This is a genomic window from Sulfitobacter sp. OXR-159 (assembly GCF_034377145.1).
Classification (GTDB): domain Bacteria; phylum Pseudomonadota; class Alphaproteobacteria; order Rhodobacterales; family Rhodobacteraceae; genus Sulfitobacter.
The window spans coordinates 383,861-405,287 of sequence record NZ_CP139707.1; the positions used below are offsets into that span (position 1 = coordinate 383,861).

Annotated in this window: 25 protein-coding genes; 10 read left to right on the plus strand and 15 right to left on the minus strand. The window is 62.5% G+C overall.

Annotated elements, in window-relative coordinates:
• Positions 1-3 precede the first annotated feature (3 nt).
• A complete protein-coding gene (locus tag T8A63_RS01845) occupies positions 4-381 on the minus strand; it encodes a hypothetical protein (RefSeq protein WP_322344832.1) in 378 nt (125 codons plus the stop codon).
• 155 nt (positions 382-536) lie between these two features.
• On the opposite strand from T8A63_RS01845, the gene T8A63_RS01850 reads away from it, so the two are divergent.
• Positions 537-1,187, plus strand: coding sequence for a carbonic anhydrase (locus T8A63_RS01850; RefSeq protein WP_322344833.1), 651 nt, complete (start codon positions 537-539; stop codon positions 1,185-1,187).
• A gap of 80 nt (positions 1,188-1,267) precedes the next feature.
• Here the strand turns inward: T8A63_RS01850 and T8A63_RS01855 are convergent, their stop codons facing one another.
• From T8A63_RS01855 to T8A63_RS01865, 3 genes are all read right to left on the minus strand, one after another.
• A complete protein-coding gene (locus T8A63_RS01855) occupies positions 1,268-2,290 on the minus strand; it encodes an aspartate-semialdehyde dehydrogenase (protein ID WP_067623574.1) in 1,023 nt (340 codons plus the stop codon).
• A gap of 108 nt (positions 2,291-2,398) precedes the next feature.
• The gene (locus T8A63_RS01860) at positions 2,399-3,073 is read right to left on the minus strand and encodes a winged helix-turn-helix domain-containing protein (protein ID WP_082849503.1); all 675 of its coding nucleotides are present in this window, start codon (positions 3,071-3,073) and stop codon (positions 2,399-2,401) included.
• Position 3,074: 1 nt separating this feature from the next.
• Positions 3,075-3,368 carry a hypothetical protein gene (locus T8A63_RS01865; RefSeq protein ID WP_322344834.1) on the minus strand — a complete coding sequence of 98 codons (294 nt, stop codon included), beginning with the start codon at positions 3,366-3,368 and terminating at the stop codon, positions 3,075-3,077.
• Positions 3,369-3,584: 216 nt separating this feature from the next.
• Between T8A63_RS01865 and T8A63_RS01870 the strand changes: the two genes are divergently transcribed.
• The 3 genes from T8A63_RS01870 (at position 3,585) to T8A63_RS01880 (ending at position 6,110) form a co-directional block, all read left to right on the plus strand.
• A complete protein-coding gene (locus T8A63_RS01870; RefSeq protein WP_067623567.1) occupies positions 3,585-4,166 on the plus strand; it encodes a hypothetical protein in 582 nt (193 codons plus the stop codon).
• 125 nt (positions 4,167-4,291) lie between these two features.
• Positions 4,292-4,921: a ribonuclease HII gene (locus T8A63_RS01875; protein ID WP_322344835.1), complete on the plus strand. Its 630-nt coding sequence runs from the start codon at positions 4,292-4,294 to the stop codon at positions 4,919-4,921.
• A gap of 88 nt (positions 4,922-5,009) precedes the next feature.
• Positions 5,010-6,110 (plus strand): site-specific DNA-methyltransferase, encoded by a 1,101-nt coding sequence (locus T8A63_RS01880; protein WP_067942027.1) that lies wholly within the window; start codon positions 5,010-5,012, stop codon positions 6,108-6,110.
• A gap of 115 nt (positions 6,111-6,225) precedes the next feature.
• Here the strand turns inward: T8A63_RS01880 and T8A63_RS01885 are convergent, their stop codons facing one another.
• The 3 genes from T8A63_RS01885 to T8A63_RS01895 all read right to left on the minus strand — a co-directional run bounded on the left by T8A63_RS01885 (position 6,226) and on the right by T8A63_RS01895 (position 8,999).
• On the minus strand, positions 6,226-6,651 hold the full coding sequence (locus T8A63_RS01885; protein ID WP_082849504.1) for a response regulator: 426 nt from the start codon (positions 6,649-6,651) through the stop codon (positions 6,226-6,228).
• Between the two features lie 68 nt (positions 6,652-6,719).
• On the minus strand, positions 6,720-7,868 hold the full coding sequence (locus T8A63_RS01890; RefSeq protein ID WP_322344836.1) for an alkane 1-monooxygenase: 1,149 nt from the start codon (positions 7,866-7,868) through the stop codon (positions 6,720-6,722).
• Between the two features lie 66 nt (positions 7,869-7,934).
• The gene (locus T8A63_RS01895; protein WP_322344837.1) at positions 7,935-8,999 is read right to left on the minus strand and encodes an A/G-specific adenine glycosylase; all 1,065 of its coding nucleotides are present in this window, start codon (positions 8,997-8,999) and stop codon (positions 7,935-7,937) included.
• A gap of 82 nt (positions 9,000-9,081) precedes the next feature.
• Between T8A63_RS01895 and T8A63_RS01900 the strand changes: the two genes are divergently transcribed.
• The 3 genes from T8A63_RS01900 to T8A63_RS01910 are packed head-to-tail and all read left to right on the plus strand — an operon-like array spanning position 9,082 to position 11,433.
• Positions 9,082-9,591: a DUF721 domain-containing protein gene (locus T8A63_RS01900; RefSeq protein WP_322344838.1), complete on the plus strand. Its 510-nt coding sequence runs from the start codon at positions 9,082-9,084 to the stop codon at positions 9,589-9,591.
• Between the two features lie 37 nt (positions 9,592-9,628).
• Positions 9,629-10,315, plus strand: a complete 687-nt coding sequence (locus T8A63_RS01905) for a DsbA family protein (protein ID WP_322344839.1) — start codon at positions 9,629-9,631, stop codon at positions 10,313-10,315.
• A complete protein-coding gene (locus T8A63_RS01910) occupies positions 10,315-11,433 on the plus strand; it encodes a CaiB/BaiF CoA-transferase family protein (RefSeq protein ID WP_317390489.1) in 1,119 nt (372 codons plus the stop codon). Before T8A63_RS01905 ends, T8A63_RS01910 begins: the two co-directional genes overlap by 1 nt.
• On the opposite strand, the gene lpxK is transcribed toward T8A63_RS01910, so the two are convergent.
• The 6 genes from lpxK to T8A63_RS01940 form a co-directional block, all read right to left on the minus strand.
• Entirely contained in the window at positions 11,430-12,416 is a 987-nt protein-coding gene (lpxK, locus tag T8A63_RS01915; protein ID WP_322344840.1) for a tetraacyldisaccharide 4'-kinase, read from the minus strand. The genes T8A63_RS01910 and lpxK overlap by 4 nt on opposite strands.
• Complete coding sequence (locus T8A63_RS01920; protein WP_322344841.1) at positions 12,403-13,647, minus strand: 3-deoxy-D-manno-octulosonic acid transferase; 1,245 nt, start codon at positions 13,645-13,647, stop codon at positions 12,403-12,405. The genes lpxK and T8A63_RS01920 overlap by 14 nt, the downstream gene beginning before the upstream one ends.
• Before the next feature lie 6 nt (positions 13,648-13,653).
• Positions 13,654-13,896 (minus strand): DUF4170 domain-containing protein, encoded by a 243-nt coding sequence (locus tag T8A63_RS01925; protein WP_132444107.1) that lies wholly within the window; start codon positions 13,894-13,896, stop codon positions 13,654-13,656.
• 63 nt (positions 13,897-13,959) lie between these two features.
• Positions 13,960-14,736, minus strand: coding sequence for a 3'(2'),5'-bisphosphate nucleotidase CysQ (locus tag T8A63_RS01930; RefSeq protein WP_322344842.1), 777 nt, complete (start codon positions 14,734-14,736; stop codon positions 13,960-13,962).
• Positions 14,729-16,075, minus strand: coding sequence for a TldD/PmbA family protein (locus T8A63_RS01935; protein WP_322344843.1), 1,347 nt, complete (start codon positions 16,073-16,075; stop codon positions 14,729-14,731). The genes T8A63_RS01930 and T8A63_RS01935 overlap by 8 nt, the downstream gene beginning before the upstream one ends.
• Positions 16,076-16,187: 112 nt before the next feature.
• On the minus strand, positions 16,188-17,717 hold the full coding sequence (locus tag T8A63_RS01940; RefSeq protein WP_322344844.1) for a DUF2125 domain-containing protein: 1,530 nt from the start codon (positions 17,715-17,717) through the stop codon (positions 16,188-16,190).
• 143 nt (positions 17,718-17,860) lie between these two features.
• On the opposite strand from T8A63_RS01940, the gene T8A63_RS01945 reads away from it, so the two are divergent.
• Together T8A63_RS01945 and T8A63_RS01950 are read left to right on the plus strand one after the other, a co-directional pair.
• Positions 17,861-18,610, plus strand: coding sequence for an SDR family oxidoreductase (locus T8A63_RS01945; protein ID WP_067624432.1), 750 nt, complete (start codon positions 17,861-17,863; stop codon positions 18,608-18,610).
• Positions 18,607-19,221 (plus strand): enoyl-CoA hydratase/isomerase family protein, encoded by a 615-nt coding sequence (locus T8A63_RS01950; protein ID WP_322344845.1) that lies wholly within the window; start codon positions 18,607-18,609, stop codon positions 19,219-19,221. Before T8A63_RS01945 ends, T8A63_RS01950 begins: the two co-directional genes overlap by 4 nt.
• Here the strand turns inward: T8A63_RS01950 and T8A63_RS01955 are convergent.
• Positions 19,218-19,523 (minus strand): HNH endonuclease, encoded by a 306-nt coding sequence (locus tag T8A63_RS01955; RefSeq protein WP_322344846.1) that lies wholly within the window; start codon positions 19,521-19,523, stop codon positions 19,218-19,220. The genes T8A63_RS01950 and T8A63_RS01955 overlap by 4 nt on opposite strands.
• A 121-nt stretch (positions 19,524-19,644) precedes the next feature.
• On the opposite strand from T8A63_RS01955, the gene T8A63_RS01960 reads away from it, so the two are divergent.
• The gene (locus T8A63_RS01960; RefSeq protein ID WP_322344847.1) at positions 19,645-20,823 is read left to right on the plus strand and encodes a TIGR03862 family flavoprotein; all 1,179 of its coding nucleotides are present in this window, start codon (positions 19,645-19,647) and stop codon (positions 20,821-20,823) included.
• Here the strand turns inward: T8A63_RS01960 and T8A63_RS01965 are convergent.
• Positions 20,820-21,413, minus strand: a complete 594-nt coding sequence (locus T8A63_RS01965) for a glutathione S-transferase (protein ID WP_322344848.1) — start codon at positions 21,411-21,413, stop codon at positions 20,820-20,822. The genes T8A63_RS01960 and T8A63_RS01965 overlap by 4 nt on opposite strands.
• Positions 21,414-21,427: the final 14 nt, after the last annotated feature.

Sequence of the window (21,427 nt, forward strand, 5' to 3'; positions counted from 1 at the left end):
CGGTCAGATCGTGATATCGGGCAAGTCCCAGATCGCGGTGAGCGACCGTTCCCCGCTGCGGATCAACCGCGACAGAGTGGCGGCGGCCGCGATGTCATCCCCCGCGTCGATACAGATCACCACATCCGCCGCCACCCGTGCGACCAGCGCCATGCCGACCTGCTCTGCAATGGCGATCAGGCGGTGCACGCTTTTGCGCAGCCCGGCGCGGTCTTTGTCCTTGTGCAGCTTTTTGCAATGCGACAGGCGCAGGGCCAATTCCTCCATCGCGCGGCAGACGACATCTTCGGCGCCCACCTCCCCGAGTTGCGTGTAGAGCAGGCCAAGCCGCTCTTGATCGACATAGACCTGCTCAGTCGGGCGTATTTGCATAAGTTGCATTGGTGTCATCCTTCAATCAGCCCCCACGGCCTTGAGGCAATATGGCGCGGGAAGGTGTGCAAAGGGTTGCGATGGCTGTGCCTTTTCTCTCGAATTCGTATGGCATTTGCGCTATCTGCGCTAAAACCACATCACGCATTAAGGGACGTTTACACATGGACAAGGCCAAGGCTCTGCCGTCGTATCTGTTGCAACGCTATCAAGGGTGGAAGGCGACCGGCTATGCCGAAAACCAGACATGGTACCGCCGATTGGCCGCTGAGGGGCAGCGCCCGCGCGCGATGGTGATCTCCTGCTGCGACAGCCGCGTGCATGTGACCTCGATCTTCGGGGCCGATCAGGGTGAGTTCTTCATCCACCGCAATATCGCCAACCTTGTCCCGCCCTATGAGCCGGATGGCAAACAGCACGGTACCTCAGCGGCGGTGGAATATGCCGTGAACGCGCTGAAGGTCGCGCATCTGATTGTGCTGGGCCATTCCAGCTGCGGCGGCGTCGCGGGGTGTATCCAGATGTGCAAAGGCAACGCGCCCGAACTTGAGAACCAAGACAGTTTCGTGGGCCGCTGGATGGACCTGCTGCGCCCGAAATACGAGACGGTGGAAAAGGTCGAAGACGCGGCGGAGCAGCAGCTTTTGCTGGAGCGTCAGGCGGTGATGACCTCGCTTGAGAACCTGATGACCTTCCCGTGGATCAAGGAAAAGGTCGAAGATGGCACGCTGAGCTTGCATGGCCTGTGGACCGACATCGGCGAGGGTAGCTTGGAATATTACGACGCCAAGGCGCAGACATTCGAGCCGGTTTAAGCCCATCGCAGGCGCATGAGACAGAGACGAAAAAGGGGGCCGTTTGGCCCCCTTTCTTATTCCAGAACTGCGGCTGAGCCTCAGCCCTTTTTCAGCACTTCGCGGCCCAGCAGTTCGGCGATCTGAACGGCGTTCAGGGCGGCACCCTTGCGCAGGTTGTCGCTGACGCACCACAGGTTGATGCCGTTGTCGATGGTGCTGTCCTGACGGATGCGGCTGATGAAGGTGGCGAAGTCACCCACACATTCCACCGGCGTGACGTAGCCGCCGTCTTCGCGCTTGTCGATCACCATGAGACCCGGCGCTTCGCGCAGGATGTCGCGGGCTTCGGCTTCGTCGAGGTGGTCTTCGAATTCGATGTTGATCGATTCCGCATGGCCCACGAAGACCGGCACGCGCACGCAGGTCGCGGTGACTTTGATCGACGGGTCGACGATCTTTTTGGTCTCGGCGACCATCTTCCATTCTTCCTTCGTCGAGCCGTCTTCGAGGAAGACGTCGATATGCGGAATCACGTTGAAGGCGATCTGCTTGGTGAACTTGCTGGCGGGCTTGTCGTCGGTCGGGTTGTAGATGCTCTTGGTCTGATCCCAAAGCTCATCAATGCCTTCCTTGCCCGCGCCGGAAACCGACTGGTAGGTCGAGACGACGACGCGCTTGATCTTGGCACGGTCGTGCAGCGGCTTCAGCGCCACGACCATCTGCGCGGTCGAGCAGTTGGGGTTGGCGATGATGTTTTTCTTGGAATAGCCGTGCACGTCCTGCGGGTTCACCTCGGGCACGATCAGCGGCACGTCTTGATCATAGCGGTAAAGCGAGGAGTTATCGATCACCACGCAGCCCGCCTTGGCAGCGGCAGGAGCGTATTTCTTGGTCGCTTCCGAGCCCACGGCAAAGAGCGCCATGTCCCAGCCAGTGAAGTCGAAAGTGTCGAGGTCTTTGGTCTTGAGGGTCTTGTCCCCAAAGCTGATTTCCGAGCCCAGCGAACGGCGGCTGGCCAGGGCCACGATCTCGTCCACGGGGAACTGACGTTCCGCAAGGATGTTCAACATTTCACGGCCCACATTGCCTGTGGCACCGACGACGGCGACGCGATAACCCATCTGATTACTCCAGTCTGTCCAATTAAATTTGACGCCATTTAACGTGCCTGCGGGGCATTGGCTAGGGCCAGCCGCGCGCAGACCGTGCAGAGCGCCGCTCTGCCGGGGTTAAAGAACCTTGATGACGTCCTTGTTGATCGCCAGCATATAGCCACGCCGGGCGATGTTTTTGACCAGCAGTTCCGACACCAATTGATTGCCCAAGGTGTCACGCAAACGCTTGATCCGCGTGGCCCCGGCGGCCTCATCACAGTCGGCGGCGTTGCGGCCCGATATCATGCCTTCGATCTCGGACCCTGACAGCACGTCATCGTCCATCCGCGCTTCGGCGAGAACCGACATCGTCTCCATCGCCGCTGCGGTCAGTTTGAAACCGAGGTTGTTAAGGTAAACGGTATTCTCTTCGCGGCTGATCAGCAGGGAATTCACCTGAATGCCGGTCCGCTCGATCTGCGCCATGCGGCGGTTAAAGCCGACCAGCATGAACAAAAACACCATCGCCGCGACCAGCATGGCGCTGGCAAAGACCAGCAGCACGACGATCACGATGCGGTAGCTGGCCAAAGTCTCAGAAAAGGCGGTGCCGGACTGGGCGAGGATTTCGAGAAGCTTGATCTCGGCTTGGGTGGTCAGATCGTCATTCTCGATAAAGATCCGCTCAACCCGAGCATTAAAGACGTTCGCATCTGGCAGCGCCCAAAGCAGGACAAGCGCCCCGACCAAAAGCACGGCGACCACGGCGGCGATGCCACCGATCACGAAACGCCCGCCAAATCTGCGCATGTCAGAAGCGGAGGTAGAATGTTCCTGCACTGTCTTTCCTTTGATCCAAGCCTTCGTCACCGAAGACAGACAGCACATTCAACAATGTCCAGCCCTCCGCTGCAAGACGCGGCGTGAGTTCGGTTTCGGCGGAGGCTGGCTCACAGGCCCCGGAAATCTGCGCCACCCCGTAATGGAGGCGCAGCGGATTGTCTTGCTTGGCCTTGTAATCGGCAAAGCATCCAGCCGTTGCCGCAGCGGGCAGGGCCAGTATGACCGTCAGCGCGGTCAGTAAGGAGAGACATGGGTTTTTCATATGTTTTTAATGCGCTTTCGCCCGCTGTTATTCAATAACCAAGGCGTTTTGGGCGCCTTGTTATTGGATAACGCCCCCCTGTTATTGCCTGTCTTTGGCCCTCACCCCAATTTGGTGGCACCAACAGACACACGAACCGATACGCGGTCCCCGAGTTATGACCGCAGAGGATCAAGGGCGCAGCAACGCGCCGATAAACGAGAAGGGACCAGACCCATGTACCGCAAGTTCATTGCTACCATCGCCGCCGCAGCGGTTGCCATCACCGCTTTTGGTGCCCGCCCTGCCGCCGCCGATGAAAAGGAAGTGTTGCGCACCCTCGCCGCGATTGCGGGCGTCGCGATCGTGGGCAAGATGATCTACGACAACAACAAAGAGCGCAACGAGCGTGAGACGGTCACCCGCCGCCGTGCCGCCCCCGTCTATGAGGCGCCGCGCTATTATCCCACGGTTTCCAAGCGGCCGCACCAGCGCCCCTATATTGATCCGCGCCCCGAGCCGCACCGCAGCGCCCGGACCTACCCTGAGCGCGACCGCGCCACCTACCCGACGCGCGAAGTGCGCCCCCTGCCAGAGCGGGTAGACCGCAAGCTGCTGCCGCAGCAGTGCTTCCGCAGCTATGACGGCGAAGACGGCAAGGTGATGATGTTTGGCGAGCCCTGCCTTGAAAAGAATTATTCCCAAGTCGACCGACTGCCCAACTACTGCGCCAAGCGCGTGAAGACGGCGGACGGCGCACGCTACGGCTATGATGCCCGCTGCCTGCGCGACTCGGGTTACAGCTTGGCCCGTCGGTAACACCGGCGTGCCTTGACCGAGCGGCACGTCCCTGTCGCTCGGGTGTTGAAAGGGGGGGTGTTCGGGCGCCTCCCCTTTCTCTTTTTTGTTGCACCTTTTCGGCGCATGCGGTTTCACCTCGCCCTATGATACCTGACTTTGAATTTGAACGCGGCGCGGCTGCCCGCGGCTTTCGCACCATCGCCGGGGTGGACGAAGTGGGCCGGGGCCCGTTGGCCGGGCCGGTCACCGCCGCCGCCGTGGTCTTTACCGAAGGGCAGATACCCGAAGGGCTGAACGATTCCAAAAATCTGACCGCCCGCGCCCGTGAACGGCTCTATGAAGAGATCATGTCGGTGGCCGTGGTTTGCGTCGCCCATGCCACCGTCGAAGAGATCGAAGAACACAACATCTTGCGTGCCAGCCATCTGGCGATGACCCGCGCACTCGCCGGATTGGACTGCGCGGCGGATTACGCATTGATCGATGGCAATATGCTCCCGCGCGATCTGAGCCTTCCGGCGCAACCTGTGGTGAAAGGGGACGCCCGCTGTCTGTCGATCTCAGCGGCTTCTATCGTTGCCAAAACCGTGCGCGATAGACTCATGGTGGACTTGGCGCAACAGCATCCCGGCTATGGCTGGGAAACCAATATGGGCTACGGATCGAAAAGCCACATGGCTGCCCTGCGGGATCTTGGTGTTACCCCACACCATAGACGTTTGTTCAAACCTATACACAATATCTTGTATCAAGCTAATTTGTTAACTGATTGATTCAAAAAAGAAATTGACCACGAATCTCTGATGGCCCATTTTATCCACAACCAATGAGCGCTTAAGCGCCGGGTAATGAGGCAGAGATATGAAAACGATGACAAAGGGCGCTGCGGCGCTTCCCTTGAACACTATTGTTGCGGGCGATTGCATTGAGGCAATGAACGCCCTCCCAGCAGAGTCGGTGGATCTGATCTTCGCGGATCCGCCCTACAACTTGCAGTTGCGAGGTGATTTGCATCGCCCGGACAACTCCAAGGTCGATGCAGTTGATGACGAATGGGACCAGTTCGCCAGCTTCAAAGCCTATGACGATTTTACCCGCGCTTGGCTCAAAGCCGCGCGGCGTTTGCTGAAACCCGATGGCGCGATCTGGGTGATCGGCAGCTATCACAACATCTTCCGCGTCGGTGCGGCGTTGCAGGATCAAGGTTTCTGGATCCTTAATGATGTGGTTTGGCGCAAGTCCAACCCGATGCCCAACTTCCGGGGCAAGCGCTTTACCAATGCCCATGAGACGATGATCTGGGCCGGCAAGAGCGAGAACAGCAAATACACCTTTAACTACGAAGCGCTGAAGGCGCTGAACGAAGGCATTCAGATGCGCAGCGATTGGGTGCTGCCGATCTGCACCGGCCATGAGCGTCTGAAGGACGAAGCAGGCGACAAGGCACATCCGACGCAAAAGCCCGAAAGCCTGCTGCACCGCATCCTCGTTGGTTCGACCAACCCCGGCGATGTGATTCTTGATCCGTTCTTTGGCACCGGCACCACCGGCGCTGTGGCCAAGATGCTGGGCCGTGATTTCATCGGCATCGAACGCGAGGAAGCTTACCGCAAGGTGGCCGAGAAACGCATCTCGATGGTGCGCAAGTTCGACAACGAAGCGCTGCAAACCACCACCTCCAAACGCGCCGAACCGCGCGTGCCTTTCGGTCAGTTGGTTGAGCGGGGCATGCTGCGTCCGGGCGAGAACCTCTATTCCATGAATGGCCGCCACAAGGCCAAGGTCCGTGCCGATGGCACCCTCATTGGCAGCGATGTCAAAGGGTCGATCCATCAGGTGGGCGCGGCCTATGAGAAGGCGCCAAGCTGTAATGGCTGGACCTATTGGTGCTACAAGAAAGACGGCAAGAATGTCCCCATCGACATTCTACGTCAGCAGATCAGAGCCGAAATGGCGAACTGATCAACCCACAGACATTCGAACACCGCCGGCACCCGTGGCCTCTCTGCGTGAGGGGCAGCCACACGGGTGCCTACCTTGACCCCGCCCCATGGCGGGGTTTTTTTGTGGGATCGGCCTAATTCACCCACCGTTTGCGGGCCTGAAACTCACGCAGCACGGCGTCAATATAGCGGGCATCGAAATCGGATTTATTCACCACGTAGAGCACCCCGGCAGAGGCGGCTTTTTCCCACATGCCGGGGGAGGGCCAATCGCTGACCATAATCACCGGCGTCTGCGCATGGCGGTCGTCGCAGGCCAGCTCCAACGCGAAATTCGCGCCCAACCCGTCGGGCAGGTTGTTGTCGAGCAAAATGAGCGCCTTGTCCCCCCCGCTTAGCGCCTTGCGCGCGGCTTCGATGCTGGGGGCGAACTCCACCCGCATCCCGCCATAGGCGCGGGCCAGAATGCGGCGCAGCCTCTCTCTGTCAAACTCACTGTCTTCGACGATCAGACAGGTGCCATCATACGCCGCCCCCGAGGGCGCTTGCTGTTGCCGCATCAATACCACTCCACTGGTAACAATCGCAGCCTATGTGACAGGCAAAGTTTAACTTTGCGTTGCCGCGCTCAGAGACGGGGCAGGGGATTGCTGGCTTTGTTGTAGGCTTTCCAGTCGGTGATCTCAGGGTAGTACATTTCGCGCCATTTGCGCACGCGCGGGTTCATGATGCGTCGCCACAGCGGGGGCACCATCGCGGCCATTGTCATCACCGGATAGCCATAGGGCAGCTGTGGCGCGTCGCCCGTGCCATAGGTCTGCAAGACCGGGAAACGCCGGTCGGGTTTGTAGTGGTGATCGGAATGGCGTTGCAGGTTGATCAGCAGCCAGTTGCTGGCCTTATGCGCCGCGTTCCACGAATGGCGTGGCTGGACATGTTCGTATTTTGCGCCGCCCAGATGTTTGCGCGTCAGCCCGTAGTGTTCGATGTAATTGACCAGTTCCAACTGCCAAATCGCGACCCCGGCCTGCACGAGGAACAGGCCCAGACCGCTCCAACCGCCCAAGATCAGCGCCAGCAGCAAAAAGCCGGCCTGCAGCGCCCAGTATTTGAAAAACGGATTGCCCGGATCGGTCCAAGGCAGCCCCTTGCGCGCCAGCATGTTCTTTTCGGCATGAAAGGCCGAGGTCAGCGACTCGCGCAACACTCGGGGGTAGAAGCGGTGGAACCCTTCGTTATAGCGCGCCGTCACCGTGTCGCGCGGGGTGCCGACGTGGCGGTGGTGCACCAGCAGATGTTCAGAGCGGAAGTGAGAATAGAGCACCATGGCCAGCAAAATATCCGCTAGCCGCCGTTCGGTCTTGTTCCGCTGGTGCATCAATTCATGGCTGTAGTTAATCCCGATGGTGCCGGTGATGACGCCCACGCCGAAGAACAGGAAAATACGCTCTGCCGCATCCAGATGCGCGGCCCGCGTGGCGTAATAGATCAGACCAAAGACGGTCAGGAATTGCAGCGGTGTCCAGATCAGCGTGACGAGGCGGTACCAATAGAGGTCATCTTCGGTGGCCTCTAGGTCCGCATTGTCGAGGTTCAGCCCCAGCACCGCGTCGAGCATCGAAAACAGATACCACGTTACCAGCGGCAACAGCGCGATGGTCCAGCCGCCTTGCATGGCGCAAAACCACGCCAGCGGGATCAGCAGCAGCGACATCCAGAACGGCAGCGCCCGCGACAGGCGGGCGAGGTCTTGTGGAGAGATAATTCGGTTTGCCATGGGACACCTTACTGCTTCGCGCCAGATATACCGCAGTTCAGTCGGCGCTCAAAGCCTGACGCGGCGCTAGCGCGTCAGGTCGAAAGCCTTGCGCATTACGGTGGGCAAATCACTGGGGCTGAATTGGTTTTGGCCGATGAATTCGCCATTTTTAGGCGCGGCATCATGGCCAACTCGTGCGTGCTGCACGGTCAGCATTAGGTGAAAATGGGTAAAGGTATGGCGCACCTCGCCGGGCAGGGGCTGCCAATCGGCGGCCAGCGGCGGCGTGCCTTCGGGGCGCGGCTCTGCCGTATCGATCCAATCAGAACCGGGCCAACCAAGCATCCCGCCAAGCAGCCCTTTGTCGGGCCGTGTCTCGAGCAGCCACGCGCCATCCTCGCGCTGCGCCAGATAGACGGTGCCGTGCCGGATGGGTTTCGGCTTTTTCGGTATCTTCTTGGGCAAGAGCGCCGCTGTGCCTTCTGCCCGCGCGACGCAGGGCTCGCGCCACGGGCAGATACCGCAGGCGAGGGACTTTGGCGTGCAGATTGTAGCGCCCAGATCCATCACCGCTTGGGCATAGTCTCCGGGCCGGTCCTGCGGGGTCAGCGCGACGGCCCGCGCCATCAACTCGGGCTTCGCAGCGGGCAGCGGCGTGTGGATGTCATAGACCCGCGCCATCACCCGCTCGACATTGCCATCAAGCACCGCGTGAGGCAGGTCAAAGGCGATGGAGGCGATCGCCGCCGCCGTATAAGGCCCGATACCCGGCAGTTTCATCAGCGCGTCATGATCCGCAGGGAAGCTGCCGCCATGGTCCGCCACCACCACACGCGCGCATTTCAACAGGTTGCGGGCGCGGGCGTAGTATCCAAGGCCGGCCCATTCGGCCATCACATCCGCGTCTTCCGCCGCCGCGAGTGCGGCAACATCCGGCCAGCGGGCGGTGAAACGCGCGAAATAGTCCTTTACCGTGGCCACGGTCGTCTGCTGCAACATGACCTCGCTCAGCCAGATGCGGTAGGGGTCGGGCATGACCCCGGCCATCCGGTCGTGCGGCGGCACCCGCCATGGCAGGGCGCGGGCGTGGGTGTCGTACCATTCCAGCAGGATCGGCGGCAGCTTGCTCAGGGGGGTCTTCTCACGCAATGTTTAGGCCTTTCCACAGGGCAGGGGCTGGTGACGCGGGGGCAAATGGTTATGTATGTCAGCACATTCGGGAAACAAAGCCATGCCGCCACGTCGTACGACTACAAAAGGGTTCAAACGCACCGACAGCCTGCTCTCGCAGCAGATTCGCAAGGCGAGCGAGACCCGTGGCTTTGCGCAATCGCGTCTTCTGACCCATTGGACCGAGATCGCGGGCGAGGCAACTGCTGCCATCTCGCGCCCTGTTGAGGTAAGCTATGGCCGCAAGGAAGGCATCGGGGCCACGCTGACCCTGCTGACCACCGGGGCCAATGCGCCCATGCTGGAGATGCAAAAAGAGCAACTGCGCGCGCGGGTCAATTCGGTCTATGGCTATAACGCCATCGCGCGGGTGCGGATCACTCAGACAGCGGCGACAGGCTTTGCCGAAGGGCAGGTGGCGTTTGACCATAAACCCAAGGCCGAAAAGACCGCTCCGAGCCCTGCATTGCAACGCAAAGCAGCCGAAGCCGCTCAGCCCGTGGCCAACGAAGGGCTGCGCGAAGCCCTTGCACGTCTGGGCGAGAACATATTGAACAAGAACCAAAGCTGACCACCTAAAGCTGACGTAACAGACAAAGGAACATCTCATGAATCGCAGAAACGTAATCCTTGGCGGTCTCGCCACACTCGGCGTCGGTGGCTGGTTTGCCGCAAGCAGCTTCGGCTCCTCCCCCCTCGGCAGCACCGCGCTGACACCTTTCGTTGGTGCCGCGAATGCCCAGACGACTGAAGGCGATGTGGATACCTCAGGCATCACCGAGATGGTCATGGGCGATGAAAACGCGCCGGTCACGATGATCGAATACGCCTCCTTCACCTGCCCGCATTGTGCGACCTTCCACAACGACACCTTCAAAAAGCTGAAGGCTGATTACATCGACAGCGGCAAAGTGAAATTCATCTACCGCGAAGTCTATTTCGACCGCTACGGCCTCTGGGCCTCCATGGTGGCGCGCTGCGGCGGGCAAGAGAAATTCTTTGGCATCGCTGACCTGATCTACAAATCGCAAAGTGAGTGGACCCGCGCGGGCGAGCCTGCGGCCATCGTCGACGAGCTGCGCAAGATTGGCCGTCTAGCTGGCCTTGATAACGAGACGTTGGACGAATGCCTGAAAGACGGTGAAAAAGCCGAGGCGCTGGTGGCATGGTACACCGAGAACTCCAAAGAGGATGACATTTCAAGCACACCGAGCTTTGTCATCGACGGCAAGAAACATTCGAACATGTCCTATGCCGACATGAAAGAACTCCTCGACGAATCGCTGGCTGGCTAATGACCGCCCCGCTTGCAGGACTGAAAGTCGTCGAATTGGCGCGTGTTCTGGCTGGCCCTTGGGCTGGTCAGACACTGTCTGACCTCGGATGCGAGGTGATCAAGGTGGAAAGCCCGGCGGGAGATGACACCCGTCAATGGGGACCGCCCTTCGTCACCCGTGACGAGGATGTTACCGCCTCCTATTTCCATTCGACGAACCGGGGCAAAGCCTCCGTCACCGTCGATTTCCGCACCGAGGAAGGTCAGGCGCAGGTCAAGGAACTTTTGGCCGACGCGGATATCCTGATTGAGAATTTCAAGACTGGCGGATTGGCGAAATACGGGTTGGATTATGCCAGCCTGTCTGCGCAGTTCCCCAAGCTGATCTATTGTTCGATCACGGGTTTCGGCCATACCGGGCCTTATGCGCATCGCGCGGGCTATGATTTCATCATCCAAGGCATGTCGGGCCTGATGTCGATCACTGGCGAACCGGATGGCCAGCCGCAGAAATCCGGCATGGCGATCACCGATATCTTTACCGGGGTCTATGCCAGCACCGCGATTTTGGCCGCCGTGCACCAGCGTCACCAAACCGGCGTGGGGCAACATATCGACATGGCGCTTTTGGATTGTGCCGTGGCGATCACTGGCAATCAGGCGATGAACTACCTCACCACCGGCAAGGCGCCGACGCGGATGGGCAACGCACATCCCAACCTGACGCCCTATGAGGTGTTTGAGTGTTCCGACGGGCATCTCATCATCGCCACGGGCAATGACGGGCAATATCAGCGCCTGTGTCAGTTACTGGGCCTTGATGACATGGCCACCGCGCCGGAATACCTCAAGAACGCCGATCGCGTGGCCAATCGGCCTGAGATGATCCGCCGCCTGACAGGGGCAACCCGTCTGCGCAGCCGTGATGATCTGCTGGCCGCCTGTGAGGCGCATGGCGTGCCTGCTGGGCCGATCAACGATATGTCCGATGTCATGGCCGATCCGCAGGTCGTGGCGCGGGGCATGCAGATTGAGCTTGATGGCGTGCCGGGGCTGCGCTCGCCCTTTACCTTTTCGGGGGCTGAGCTTTCGTTGCACCGGCCCGCACCGAAATTGGGCGAAGACAACAAGGCCTAGGGCGGTGGCAGCCTGTCCAGCGCGGCGTGCAGCGCATTGCCTTCGGGCAGGGACAGGCGCACCGGCAGGGTCAGCACCTTGGCGCGGAACTCCATCGGCAGGCGCACCGCGTCTTTTTCGGTCGTGACAAGCTGCGCGCCGCGCATCGCGGCTTCGGTCTCTAGCCTCAACATCAGCCGTGGCGTCAGCGGCTGATGATCCTCTAGCGCTTCGGCATGGAGGATCGTGGCCCCCAGCCCGCGCAGCGTGGCGAAAAACTTCTCAGGGTGGCCGATGCCTGCAAAGGCGAGTACTTGGGAATCCGACCAATCCATCCCGGTCTGCAGGGGCGCGAGTTCGGCGCGTGCATGGGGCAGATCGGTGTTCGGTAGCCCTGCCGCGAAACGGGTCTGCGCCGCTTCATCCCCGATGGAGAGCAGCAGGTCAGCCCGCGCCAGCCCTGCCGCGACAGGCTCGCGCAGCGGCCCGGCGGGCAGGCAGAGGCCGTTGCCGAAACCTTTGACCGCGTCCACCACCACGATGCTCAGATCCTGCACCAGCGCGGGGTTCTGAAAACCGTCATCCAGCACCACGACAGTGGCGCCCGAAGCCTCTGCCGCCTGCGCGCCCGCAGCACGATCGCGGGCAACCCAGACATCCGCGAATGCGGCCAGCAGCAGCGGCTCGTCCCCCACCTCATTCGCGCTGTGCTGCGCTGGAACCACCCGCACCGGGCCTTCCAGCGTGCCGCCATAGCCGCGTGAGACGACATGGGGGCGGTGGCCGCGTTCCAGCAGATATTGCAGCACCGCCATCACCGTGGGCGTCTTGCCGGTGCCGCCCGCGTTGATGTTGCCGACGCAGATCACCGGGATGCCCAAGCGCAGCGGCGTACCTGTGGCCAGCCGCCGCGCGGTGGCAGCGGCATAAAGCGCGCCCAGTGGCTGCAGCAACCGTGCACGCCAATCGGGTCGGGGCTGATGCCAGAAATCAGGCGCGCGCATTTGAGGCCCCCGCATGGTCGTCGAGGCTGTCTTGGATCAATTCGATCACCCTATCGGCCAGTTCTGCCCCCTCGCTGATCACGTCCCAGCCCGCGTGGGCCATGGTCGCCGCCTGATCCGGTGCGATCAACCGCGAGACCGCATTGCCAAGCGCACCCGCATCGTTGACGATCCGCGCCGCCCCTGCTGTGGCAAGCCGCCCGTAGGACGGCAGAAAGTTCCGCACCTTGGGGCCATAGAGCACCGCAGACCCGAGCGCTGACGCCTCGAAGGGATCGCAACCACCATGGCCCGACACCAGCGAAGAGCCAAGGAACGACACGGGTGCGACGCGGAAAAACAACCCGCGGTCGCCGGGGTCATCGGCCACCATGACCTGCGTTGTCTCATCGGGATAAGGATCATCCCCCCACCGCATCGCGGTGAACCCACGCGCGCGGGCGCGTTCATAGGCGATATCGGCGGTAGGGTAGTCATGGGTGTGCAGGATCAGCAGCAACCGGTGCGACAGGCGCAGCGCTTGGCGGTGAGCGGTCAGCACGACGGGTATCTCTTCGGGGAGGACTTGCGTGGCATACCAGACCGGGCGACCGACAAGGCAGGCCGACATATCCGCCAGATCCGAATCCGCGCAGCGTAGCGCTTGGCCGCCCGTCAGCAGCGGCGAAGTCACCTCTCCCTTGCTGCGCGGCAGGCCCAGCTGCACCAGACGGCGCAGCACGGCCGGAGAGCGGGTGAGTACCTGATCGAAGGCGGACAACAGCTGGCGGGTCACATCGGGCATCCAGCGGTCCCGGCGGCCATCGAAACCAGCGCTGTCGGCGTCGATCATCATCATCGGGCAGCCGCGCGCCGCGGTTTCCAACACCAGATTGGGCCTCAGCCCGCCCCATGTCCACAGGCAGAAGCCGGGGCGCCAATGGTCAAGGAACCGCGCGACGTTATCGGGATGTTCGCTGGGGGCCGGAAGAATAAAAAGATCGCGGGTGTCGGTCGGCGGGAGGTCTTGGGTGGCCGCGCTCTCCGAAAGGGTCACCAGCACCGCGACGCGGTCACGCATCGCCATCAGACGTTTGGCAAGGTCGAGCACGGCCAAGACATTGCCCGCCTCGGCGGCATGCATCCAAACCAGCTCACCCTCGGGGCGCGCGGCATAGGGCGCTGCGTCTTCGGCCCCGCCCCGGCGCACAAGGGCGCGATAGGCTGCAAGCCCCAGCGACCGCGCCGCCATGGTGGTTTATTCCAGCTCTTCGGTGGGCGAGGCCGAGGTCTCTTCGTCGCGCAGGCGGTGCAGATGCGCGATGAAATAGCGCATATGGGCGTTATCCACGGTTCGGTGCGCTTCGGATTTCCATGCGTCATAGGCGCTGGCGTAGTTGGGGAAGATCCCGACGATATGGATGTCGTCGACGTTCTTGAAAGCGTTCTTGGTCGGGTCGACAAGTTCGCCACCGAAAACAAGGTGCAGGCGTTGGGTCATGGAGCTGTCCTTTGATCTGTCAAAGCTGCGGTGCTGCGCATAGTGCCTAGCAGATGGGGCCGGTCACGCAAGGGCGTCGATCAGCGCGCGCTGCACCATTGGGCCGCCCGCGACGATGCCATCCACGCGCGGGTCGGGGTTGTTGAACCTGAGCGGCGCGCCGGTGGCGGTTGTACAAGTACCGCCCGCCTCGGCCACGATCAAGGTGCCAGCGGCGATGTCCCATTCCCACGTGCGGCGCAGGGTGATCATCGCGTCAAACGATGCATCCGCCACCAGTGCCATGCGGTATGCGAGCGAGGGACGGTAGCTGCGTTTGAACACAGGCGGTGCGCCGCCGTGCCAGCGTTCTGCCACCAGCGCGGGCCGCGCGGCGAGGACTGTCGCCTCGGCCAGATCGCTCACCTCGGAGGTGCGGATCGGCGTGCCGTTCAGCGTCGCCCCACCGCCCCGGCTGGCAGCGTAGAGCATGTCGCGCATCGGCAAGTAGACCACCGCCGCCGTAACCTCGCCCGCCTCGGCCACCGCCAGTGAATGCGCCCATGTGTCGGAACCTTCGACAAAGCTGCGGGTGCCGTCGATCGGATCGATGATGAAGACCCGTTCATGCCCCAGTCGGTCGGTATTGTCCTCAGTCTCCTCAGAGAGCCAGCCATAGCCGGGCCGTGCGCCGCGCAGTTCCGCGAGCAACAGATCGTTCACTGCCAGATCGGCCTCGGTCACCGGGCCTGCGTTGTCGGGCTTGTCCCAGCGTTTGGCCGTGGCCCCGACAAAGCCGCGCGCAACCGCACCTGCCTTAAGGGCGGCGTCGATCAAAAGGGAGAGGTCGTCCTCAGGCACCGGCAAGGGTCATTCCCGGTACCAGCAGCGAGGGCACAACACGGCTGAGATGTCTGCGGGCATCATTGGCGGGGATCATCGACCGCAGCATGTCGCGCAGATTGCCCGCGATGGTGCATTCGTTGATTGCATGGGTGATCTCGCCATTCTCGACCCAAAGGCCCGAGGCCCCGCGCGAATAGTCGCCCGTATTGGGGTTGATCGTGCTGCCGATCATCGAAGTCACCAAAAGCCCGGTGCCCATCTCAGCGATCAGATCGTCGCGGCTGGCCTGCCCTTGGGTCAGCGCGATGTTCCAGTTCGAGGGTTGAGGGCCAGAGCCGGGGCCCCGCGCGGCGTTGCCGGTGGGGGTAAGCTCCAGCTTGCGGGCCGTGGCAAGGTCGAGCGTCCAGCCTTGCAGGATGCCTTTTTCAACGATGGCGCGTTGCTGGGTCGGCAACCCTTCGGCATCGAAAGGACGTGAGCCGGTGGCACGGATGCGGGACGGGTCTTCGATCAGGGACAGACCTTCGGGCAGCACCTGTTCACCCATCGCATCGCGCAAGAAAGACGCCCCGCGCGAAATCGCCTGACCGTTGATCGCGCCCAGCAGATGCCCGATCAGCGACGCGGCAATGCGTTCGTCAAACAGCACCGGATAGCTGCCGGTGGGGGGCTTGCGGGCATCGAGCCGCGCCAGCGCGCGTTCGCCCGCGCGGGTGCCGATCTCTTGCGCGTCGCGCAGGTCGGCCTGAAAGATGCGGCTGTCGCCGTCGTAGTCCCGCTCCATCCCCGTGCCGCTGCCTGCAATGGCGACGCAGGACAGCCCGCGTTCACTGCGGGCATAGCCGCCCTCAAACCCGTTGGTCGCCGCGAGATGGATTTTCTGTGCGCCATAGCCAGCGCCTGCGGATTGCACTTGGCTCACCCCTTTGACGGCCAGCGCGGCGGCTTCGGCGCGGGCAGCGTCATCTTGCAGGGCTTCGGGGGAAGGCTCTGGCGCGGGGTCGCAAAGTTCTAGCCCTTCCGCATCGCGGCGGGCAGAGAGTTGATCGGGATCGGCCAACCCCGCATAGGGGTCTTCGGGCGCTTCGCGGGCCATGGCGACGGCGCGTTCGGCCATTTCTTCGATCGTGCGCGATGACGTGTCGGAGGCCGAGACATTGGCCGTACGATGCCCGACAAAAACCCGCAGGCCGATGTCCGTCCCTTCGGAGCGTTCGGCCTGTTCCAGCGCCCCGCCGCGCACTTCGATTGAGACGGAGCTTGCCGTGATCGCCATGGCATCGGCCGCATCCGCACCGGCCTTGGTGGCCGCCTGAAGGAGGGACTTGGTCAATGCATCAAGGGCGTCTGGCATGGTCTGGCTCCTTTTGGGGTTGGAAAAGGGGTAATCCCCCGCCCCGAGAGGGGCAAGGGCCGCGCTGTATTTTCCCTTGCGGAAAGGGCGCGGACCAAGGCCGCGCCGGTTGTTATTTGATCTGCTGACCGTTGGCGAGGATGCCGCCCTCTTCGGTGAACTCGATTCTGGAGGTCAGGGAGTCTTCGCCCTCGCCCGGGACGGTAAAGAGCCCCATCATCATCCGCGCGCCCAGGGCCTGCTCCTGTGGGATCAGCCCCATGGTTACCAATTTGTCGAGCAAGGCCACGCCGCCGATCAACGACAGGTCCAGCGCGCCGACGGGCTTTGGCGTGCCGGGCACGGTTTGCATGTCGTCGTTGTCAAAAGTGATCGCCCCCGTGGCATCGAACTCGGCCCCTGCTACGTCAAGCGTGACTTCGTTTACGTTCAGCGCGTGAATTTCGCCCGGTGCCTTATCGCCCATCGTGGCGGTAACTTCGGGGTCCATCAGTTCAAACAGCAGCTTGGCCTTGCCCGACAGGTCCACGACCAAAGTTGCCGGGTCGCGAGGCAATTGGCCGGTGGGGTCAAAGATGCCCCAGATCATGTCCGACATCTTGAAGCTGTCAAGCTTGACGCCAAAGGCAAAGTCCTGCGGCTCTTCGGACTTCATCACCGGCATTTTCAGATTAAACGCACTTTCCGCCATGCTGAACTGGATCGGGAAGGGCATGTCGGCGGCGGTGACGCTGACTTCGATGTTCTGCTGGCCACCGTCATAGGAGAGCCCTTCGGGCCCCATCGCCACGCCCAGCTTCGCCCCGGTTGAGCTTGAGGCCAGCTGAAACTCTCCATTTTCGGGGTCAGAGACTTGCATGTCGGTGCGGCCTGCGCCAGCGGTAAAGCTGCCGTCAAAGGTCAGACCTTTGCGCATCATCGCGGCCACGTCCGCGCCTGCGTCAATCATCGGCAGCGTGCCGCTGCCGTCAAAGACCACCTGATCCACGCCGCCCTTCACGGCGACACGGGCAGGGTCCTCGGGGGTTTTCATCACCACGTCATATTGCAGGCTGTCGATGCGGCCCGACTGGTCGTAGCGGCGCGTATCGGTCCCGGTCATTTCGGTCCGGCTGCTGACGCCGCTGCCGGTCAGGGTGAACTTGGCTTCTTCTTCGGTATAGCTTTCTTCGCCAACCTTGAGCCCCGCAAGCGTAAGAGAGATGCTGTCGGCCGCATAGTCATACTGCAGGGCCTCAGCGCTGCCGCTGGCGCGCATCACCGGGGCGGTCTGGGCATAGTTCAATACCATCGACACCGGTTCATCCTCGGGCGTTTCGGGCGCGACGTTGATCGTCATCGGCATGACATTGGGCATGCGGATATTGACCGCGCCGTCACCTTCCGGCTCGAAACGCAGCGTGCCGAGCGACAAGGAAAAATCGCCACCCTCTTCGGCCATATCCATCTTCAGGGTCACATCGCTGACGGTTAGGTCCGCGCCGTCAAAGGCTTCGCTCGCCTCAACCTGATAGCCCATGCTCTGCATATACTGGCGCCAATCGCCCCAGACTTCGGCAGGGGTCAGGTCGGCCCAGAGGGGCGTCGAGGCCAGCGTGACCGGCAGGGCGAGAAGCAGTGACGCTGTAGGGATGCGAGACATCGGAAAATCCTTTTCGGCAATGAGTTGTGCATAGGGTCTGCCAATCCCCGCGCAGGGTCAAGCGACGCGAGGCTGGACCCGGGTTGATCGGCAGATTACCACAGCCTCCAAGTAATGTACAAAATTAGCGGAAGGATCACCCCATGGACATGACAGGCAAGACGATCATGATTACCGGTGCCAGCCGGGGCATCGGCGCCGCCGCCGCGCGGGTTTTCGCCGAGGCAGGCGCCAATGTCGCCCTGTTGGCGCGCAGTCAGGATGCCATCGCCGAATTGGCCGGAGAGTTGGGCAAACGCGCCATCGCCATCCCCTGCGATGTGACCCGCTATAACGAGATGACCTCGGCGGTTGAGACCACGCGCCGGGCGTTTGGCGGGCTGGATGTGCTGATCAACAATGCAGGCGTGATCGATCCGATCTCGCTCATGGGAGAGGCCGATCCGTCGGATTGGGCCAAGGCGATCAACATCAACGTGACTGGCGTCTTTCACGGCATGCGCGCGGCTCTGCCACTGATGAAGGAAAACGGCGGCGGCACGGTGCTGACGATCTCTTCGGGGGCCGCGCACAACCCGGTGGAGGCATGGAGCCACTACTGCGCCTCCAAGGCGGCGGCGAATATGCTGACCCAGTGTTTGCACCACGAGGAGGGCGGCAACGGCATCCGCGCCATCGGTCTGTCGCCGGGCACCGTGGCCACCGACATGCAGCGCGACATCAAAGACAGCGGCGTGAACCCGGTCAGCCAGCTTGACTGGGACGTGCATATCCCCGCCGATTGGCCCGCGCGCACGCTGCTGTGGATGTGCGGCCCCGAGGCGGATCGTTTCCTCGGCGATGAGATTTCCCTGCGGGATGAGGGCATCCGCAAGGCGGTGGGCCTCATATGATCGAGCTTGACCGCGCGGGCGACATCTGGACCGTCACGATCAACCGCCCCGACAAGGCCAATTCCCTGACCCATGCCATGCTGGTCGAACTGGCCGATATCATTGAGGAGGCACAGGCCGCCCGCGCGGTGATCCTGACCGGGCACGGCAAGGTGTTCAGCGCGGGGGCCGATCTTGACGAAGCCCGCGCGGGACTGGCGAAATCGGATGTTTGGGAGCGTCTTTCAGGCGCGGTGGCGGCCCTGCCGGGGCTGAGCATTGCCGCGCTCAATGGCACGCTGGCGGGCGGTGCGATGGGCATGGCGCTGGCCTGCGATCTGCGCATCGCGGTGCCGGGGGCGAAATTCTTCTATCCGGTGATGAAGCTCGGGTTTCTGCCGCAGCCCTCGGACCCGGCGCGGATGGCGGCGCTGATCGGCCCTGCGCGGACCAAGCTTTTGCTGATGGGCGGGCAGAAGATCACGGCAGAGGAGGCGCTGACCTTTGGCCTGATCGACCGCCTTGTCGAGGCGGAAGAACTGCAGGATCACGCGCTGGCGCTGGCCGCCGATACGCTGGCCGCGCGGCCCGAAATCGCGCAGAAAATCAAACGGATGTGCAGCCCCGCCTAACGCTTGCGCGTACCGCCCGGCACTTTGGAGCGAAATCCGGGCGGGCGTTTCGCCACCCATGCGGCGAATCTGGCCAGCCTCGGATGGCTGCGCAGCGCTTCGGGTGTGTTGTAGTGCCGCGCCAGTTCGGTCTCGGTCAGGGCGGCGTGTACCTCGCGGTGGCAGATGTGATGCATTAGCACCGTCGGGCCCCCCTTGCCGCCGCGCAGCTTGGGGATGAGGTGATGCAGGCTCTGCGGCACGTCCCGAGGAATGGGCCGAAGGCAGAGCGGGCAATCTGGCAAAGTCTCGCCTTCGGTCACGGTCCTCCCTTTCGCTTGCATTGCAGGGCCACGGCAGGCAAGAGGATGTGTCAAATCCTCCCCAAGGCAAGGACAGGCCGATGGCTTCCCCGTCAGAAAATCAGACCGAAGGGCGCGCCGCGTGACCCGCGCCTTGGTCATCGGGGGCGGCCCCACAGGGCTGATGGCGGCCGAAGTCATGGCGCAGGCGGGGCTGTCGGTCACGCTTTGCGAGGCGAAGCCCTCGGTCGGGCGCAAGTTCTTGATGGCGGGCAAATCCGGGTTGAACCTGACCAAGTCCGAACCTTTCGCGCCCTTTCTCGCCGCCTATGAAGAGGCGCAGACCGCCTTGCGCCCGATGCTGGAAGCCTTCGATGCCCAAGCGGTGCAGGACTGGGCCGAAGGGCTGGGGCAAGAGGTCTTTACCGGCTCGACGGGGCGGGTTTTCCCCCGTGCGATGAAAGCCTCTCCGTTGCTGCGGGCTTGGCTTGCGCGGCTGGCGGAATGCGGGGTGACGCTCAACACCCGCTGGCAGTGGCAGGGCTGGGACGGGGATGCCTTTGTTTTCGATACGCCCGGCGGGCGGGAAGTGGTCGAGGCCGATGTGACGGTACTGGCCCTTGGCGGTGCAAGTTGGCGGCGGCTTGGCGCGACGGGGGCATGGGCGCCCCTGCTGGCGACGCGCGGCGTGACCCTGCGCGATTTCGCCCCGGCCAACGTCGGGTTGCTGGTCGATTGGTCGCCGCATATGACCCGACATTTCGGCGCGGCGCTCAAGGGTGTGGCATGGCGCGCTGGCCCCTACACCTCACGTGGGGAGGCGGTGATCTCGGCCCGTGGGCTGGAGGGCGGGGGCATTTACAGCGTCTCGCGCGGGCTGCGCGAAGGGCAGGGGCTGTCGCTTGATCTGCTGCCGGACTTGCAGGTCCGCGATGTCGCGGCACGTTTGGCGAAGCCGCGCGGTAAGGACAGTCAGGCCAACCATCTGCGCAAGCGGCTGAAACTGACCCCCGCCCAGATCGCGCTGCTGCAAGAGATGGCGCGCCCGCTGCCGCAGGAGGCCGAGGCGCTGGCCGTCTTGCTGAAAGACCTGCCCATCGCCCACGCCGGGCTGCGCCCGATGGATGAGGCGATTTCGACGGCGGGGGGGATAGCGCTCGACGCGCTGGATGCGGGGCTGATGCTGCGCGAGGTGCCGGGCGTCTTTGCCGCCGGGGAAATGCTGGATTGGGAAGCGCCCACGGGCGGCTATCTGATCAATGGCTGTCTGGCGACCGGCCATTGGGCGGGCCGCCATGCTGTGGAATGGGCGCGGCGTTAACCATTTTCCTTGGCCATCGCGGCGACGAAAGCAGGGCGTTCGCGCAGGGATTTGGCCCAGAGGTTCAGTTTATCATCCACGCGCGGGAATTTCGCGCCGATCGACCAGTTGATGCAATGCACCGCCAGCAGGTCGGGGACGGTGATCTGATCGCCCATCAGAAACGGTCCCTCTAGGCGGTCGGACAGGTATTTGGCCGCACGTTCAAACTCGGCCTTGAGGCTGTCTTTGATCGCGGGCACGCGCGCTTCCTCGGGGAAGATGAAACTGTGTTTCGCCGCTGCCCAGAGGATCGCGTCGAACTCGTCGATCAGCCAAAAGGTCAATGCGTCCTGCCGCGCGCGTTCGGGCGTTCCGGCGGGGGCGGTGAGCGCCCCGTGTTTGTCGGCCAGATAGGTCATGATCGCGAGGGAATCGGTCAGTACCTCATCGCCGTCCACAAGCGCGGGGATCTTGCCCGAAGGGTTATATTTGCGCGCCTCTTCCGAGCGCGGCGCGGCGGGGTTCAGCGCGTAGGGTTGGCCCAATTCTTCGAGCATCCACATGACGCGAAAAGCGCGGGATTTGGTGCCGCCGATGACAGTATACATTGAATTTCCTCTCC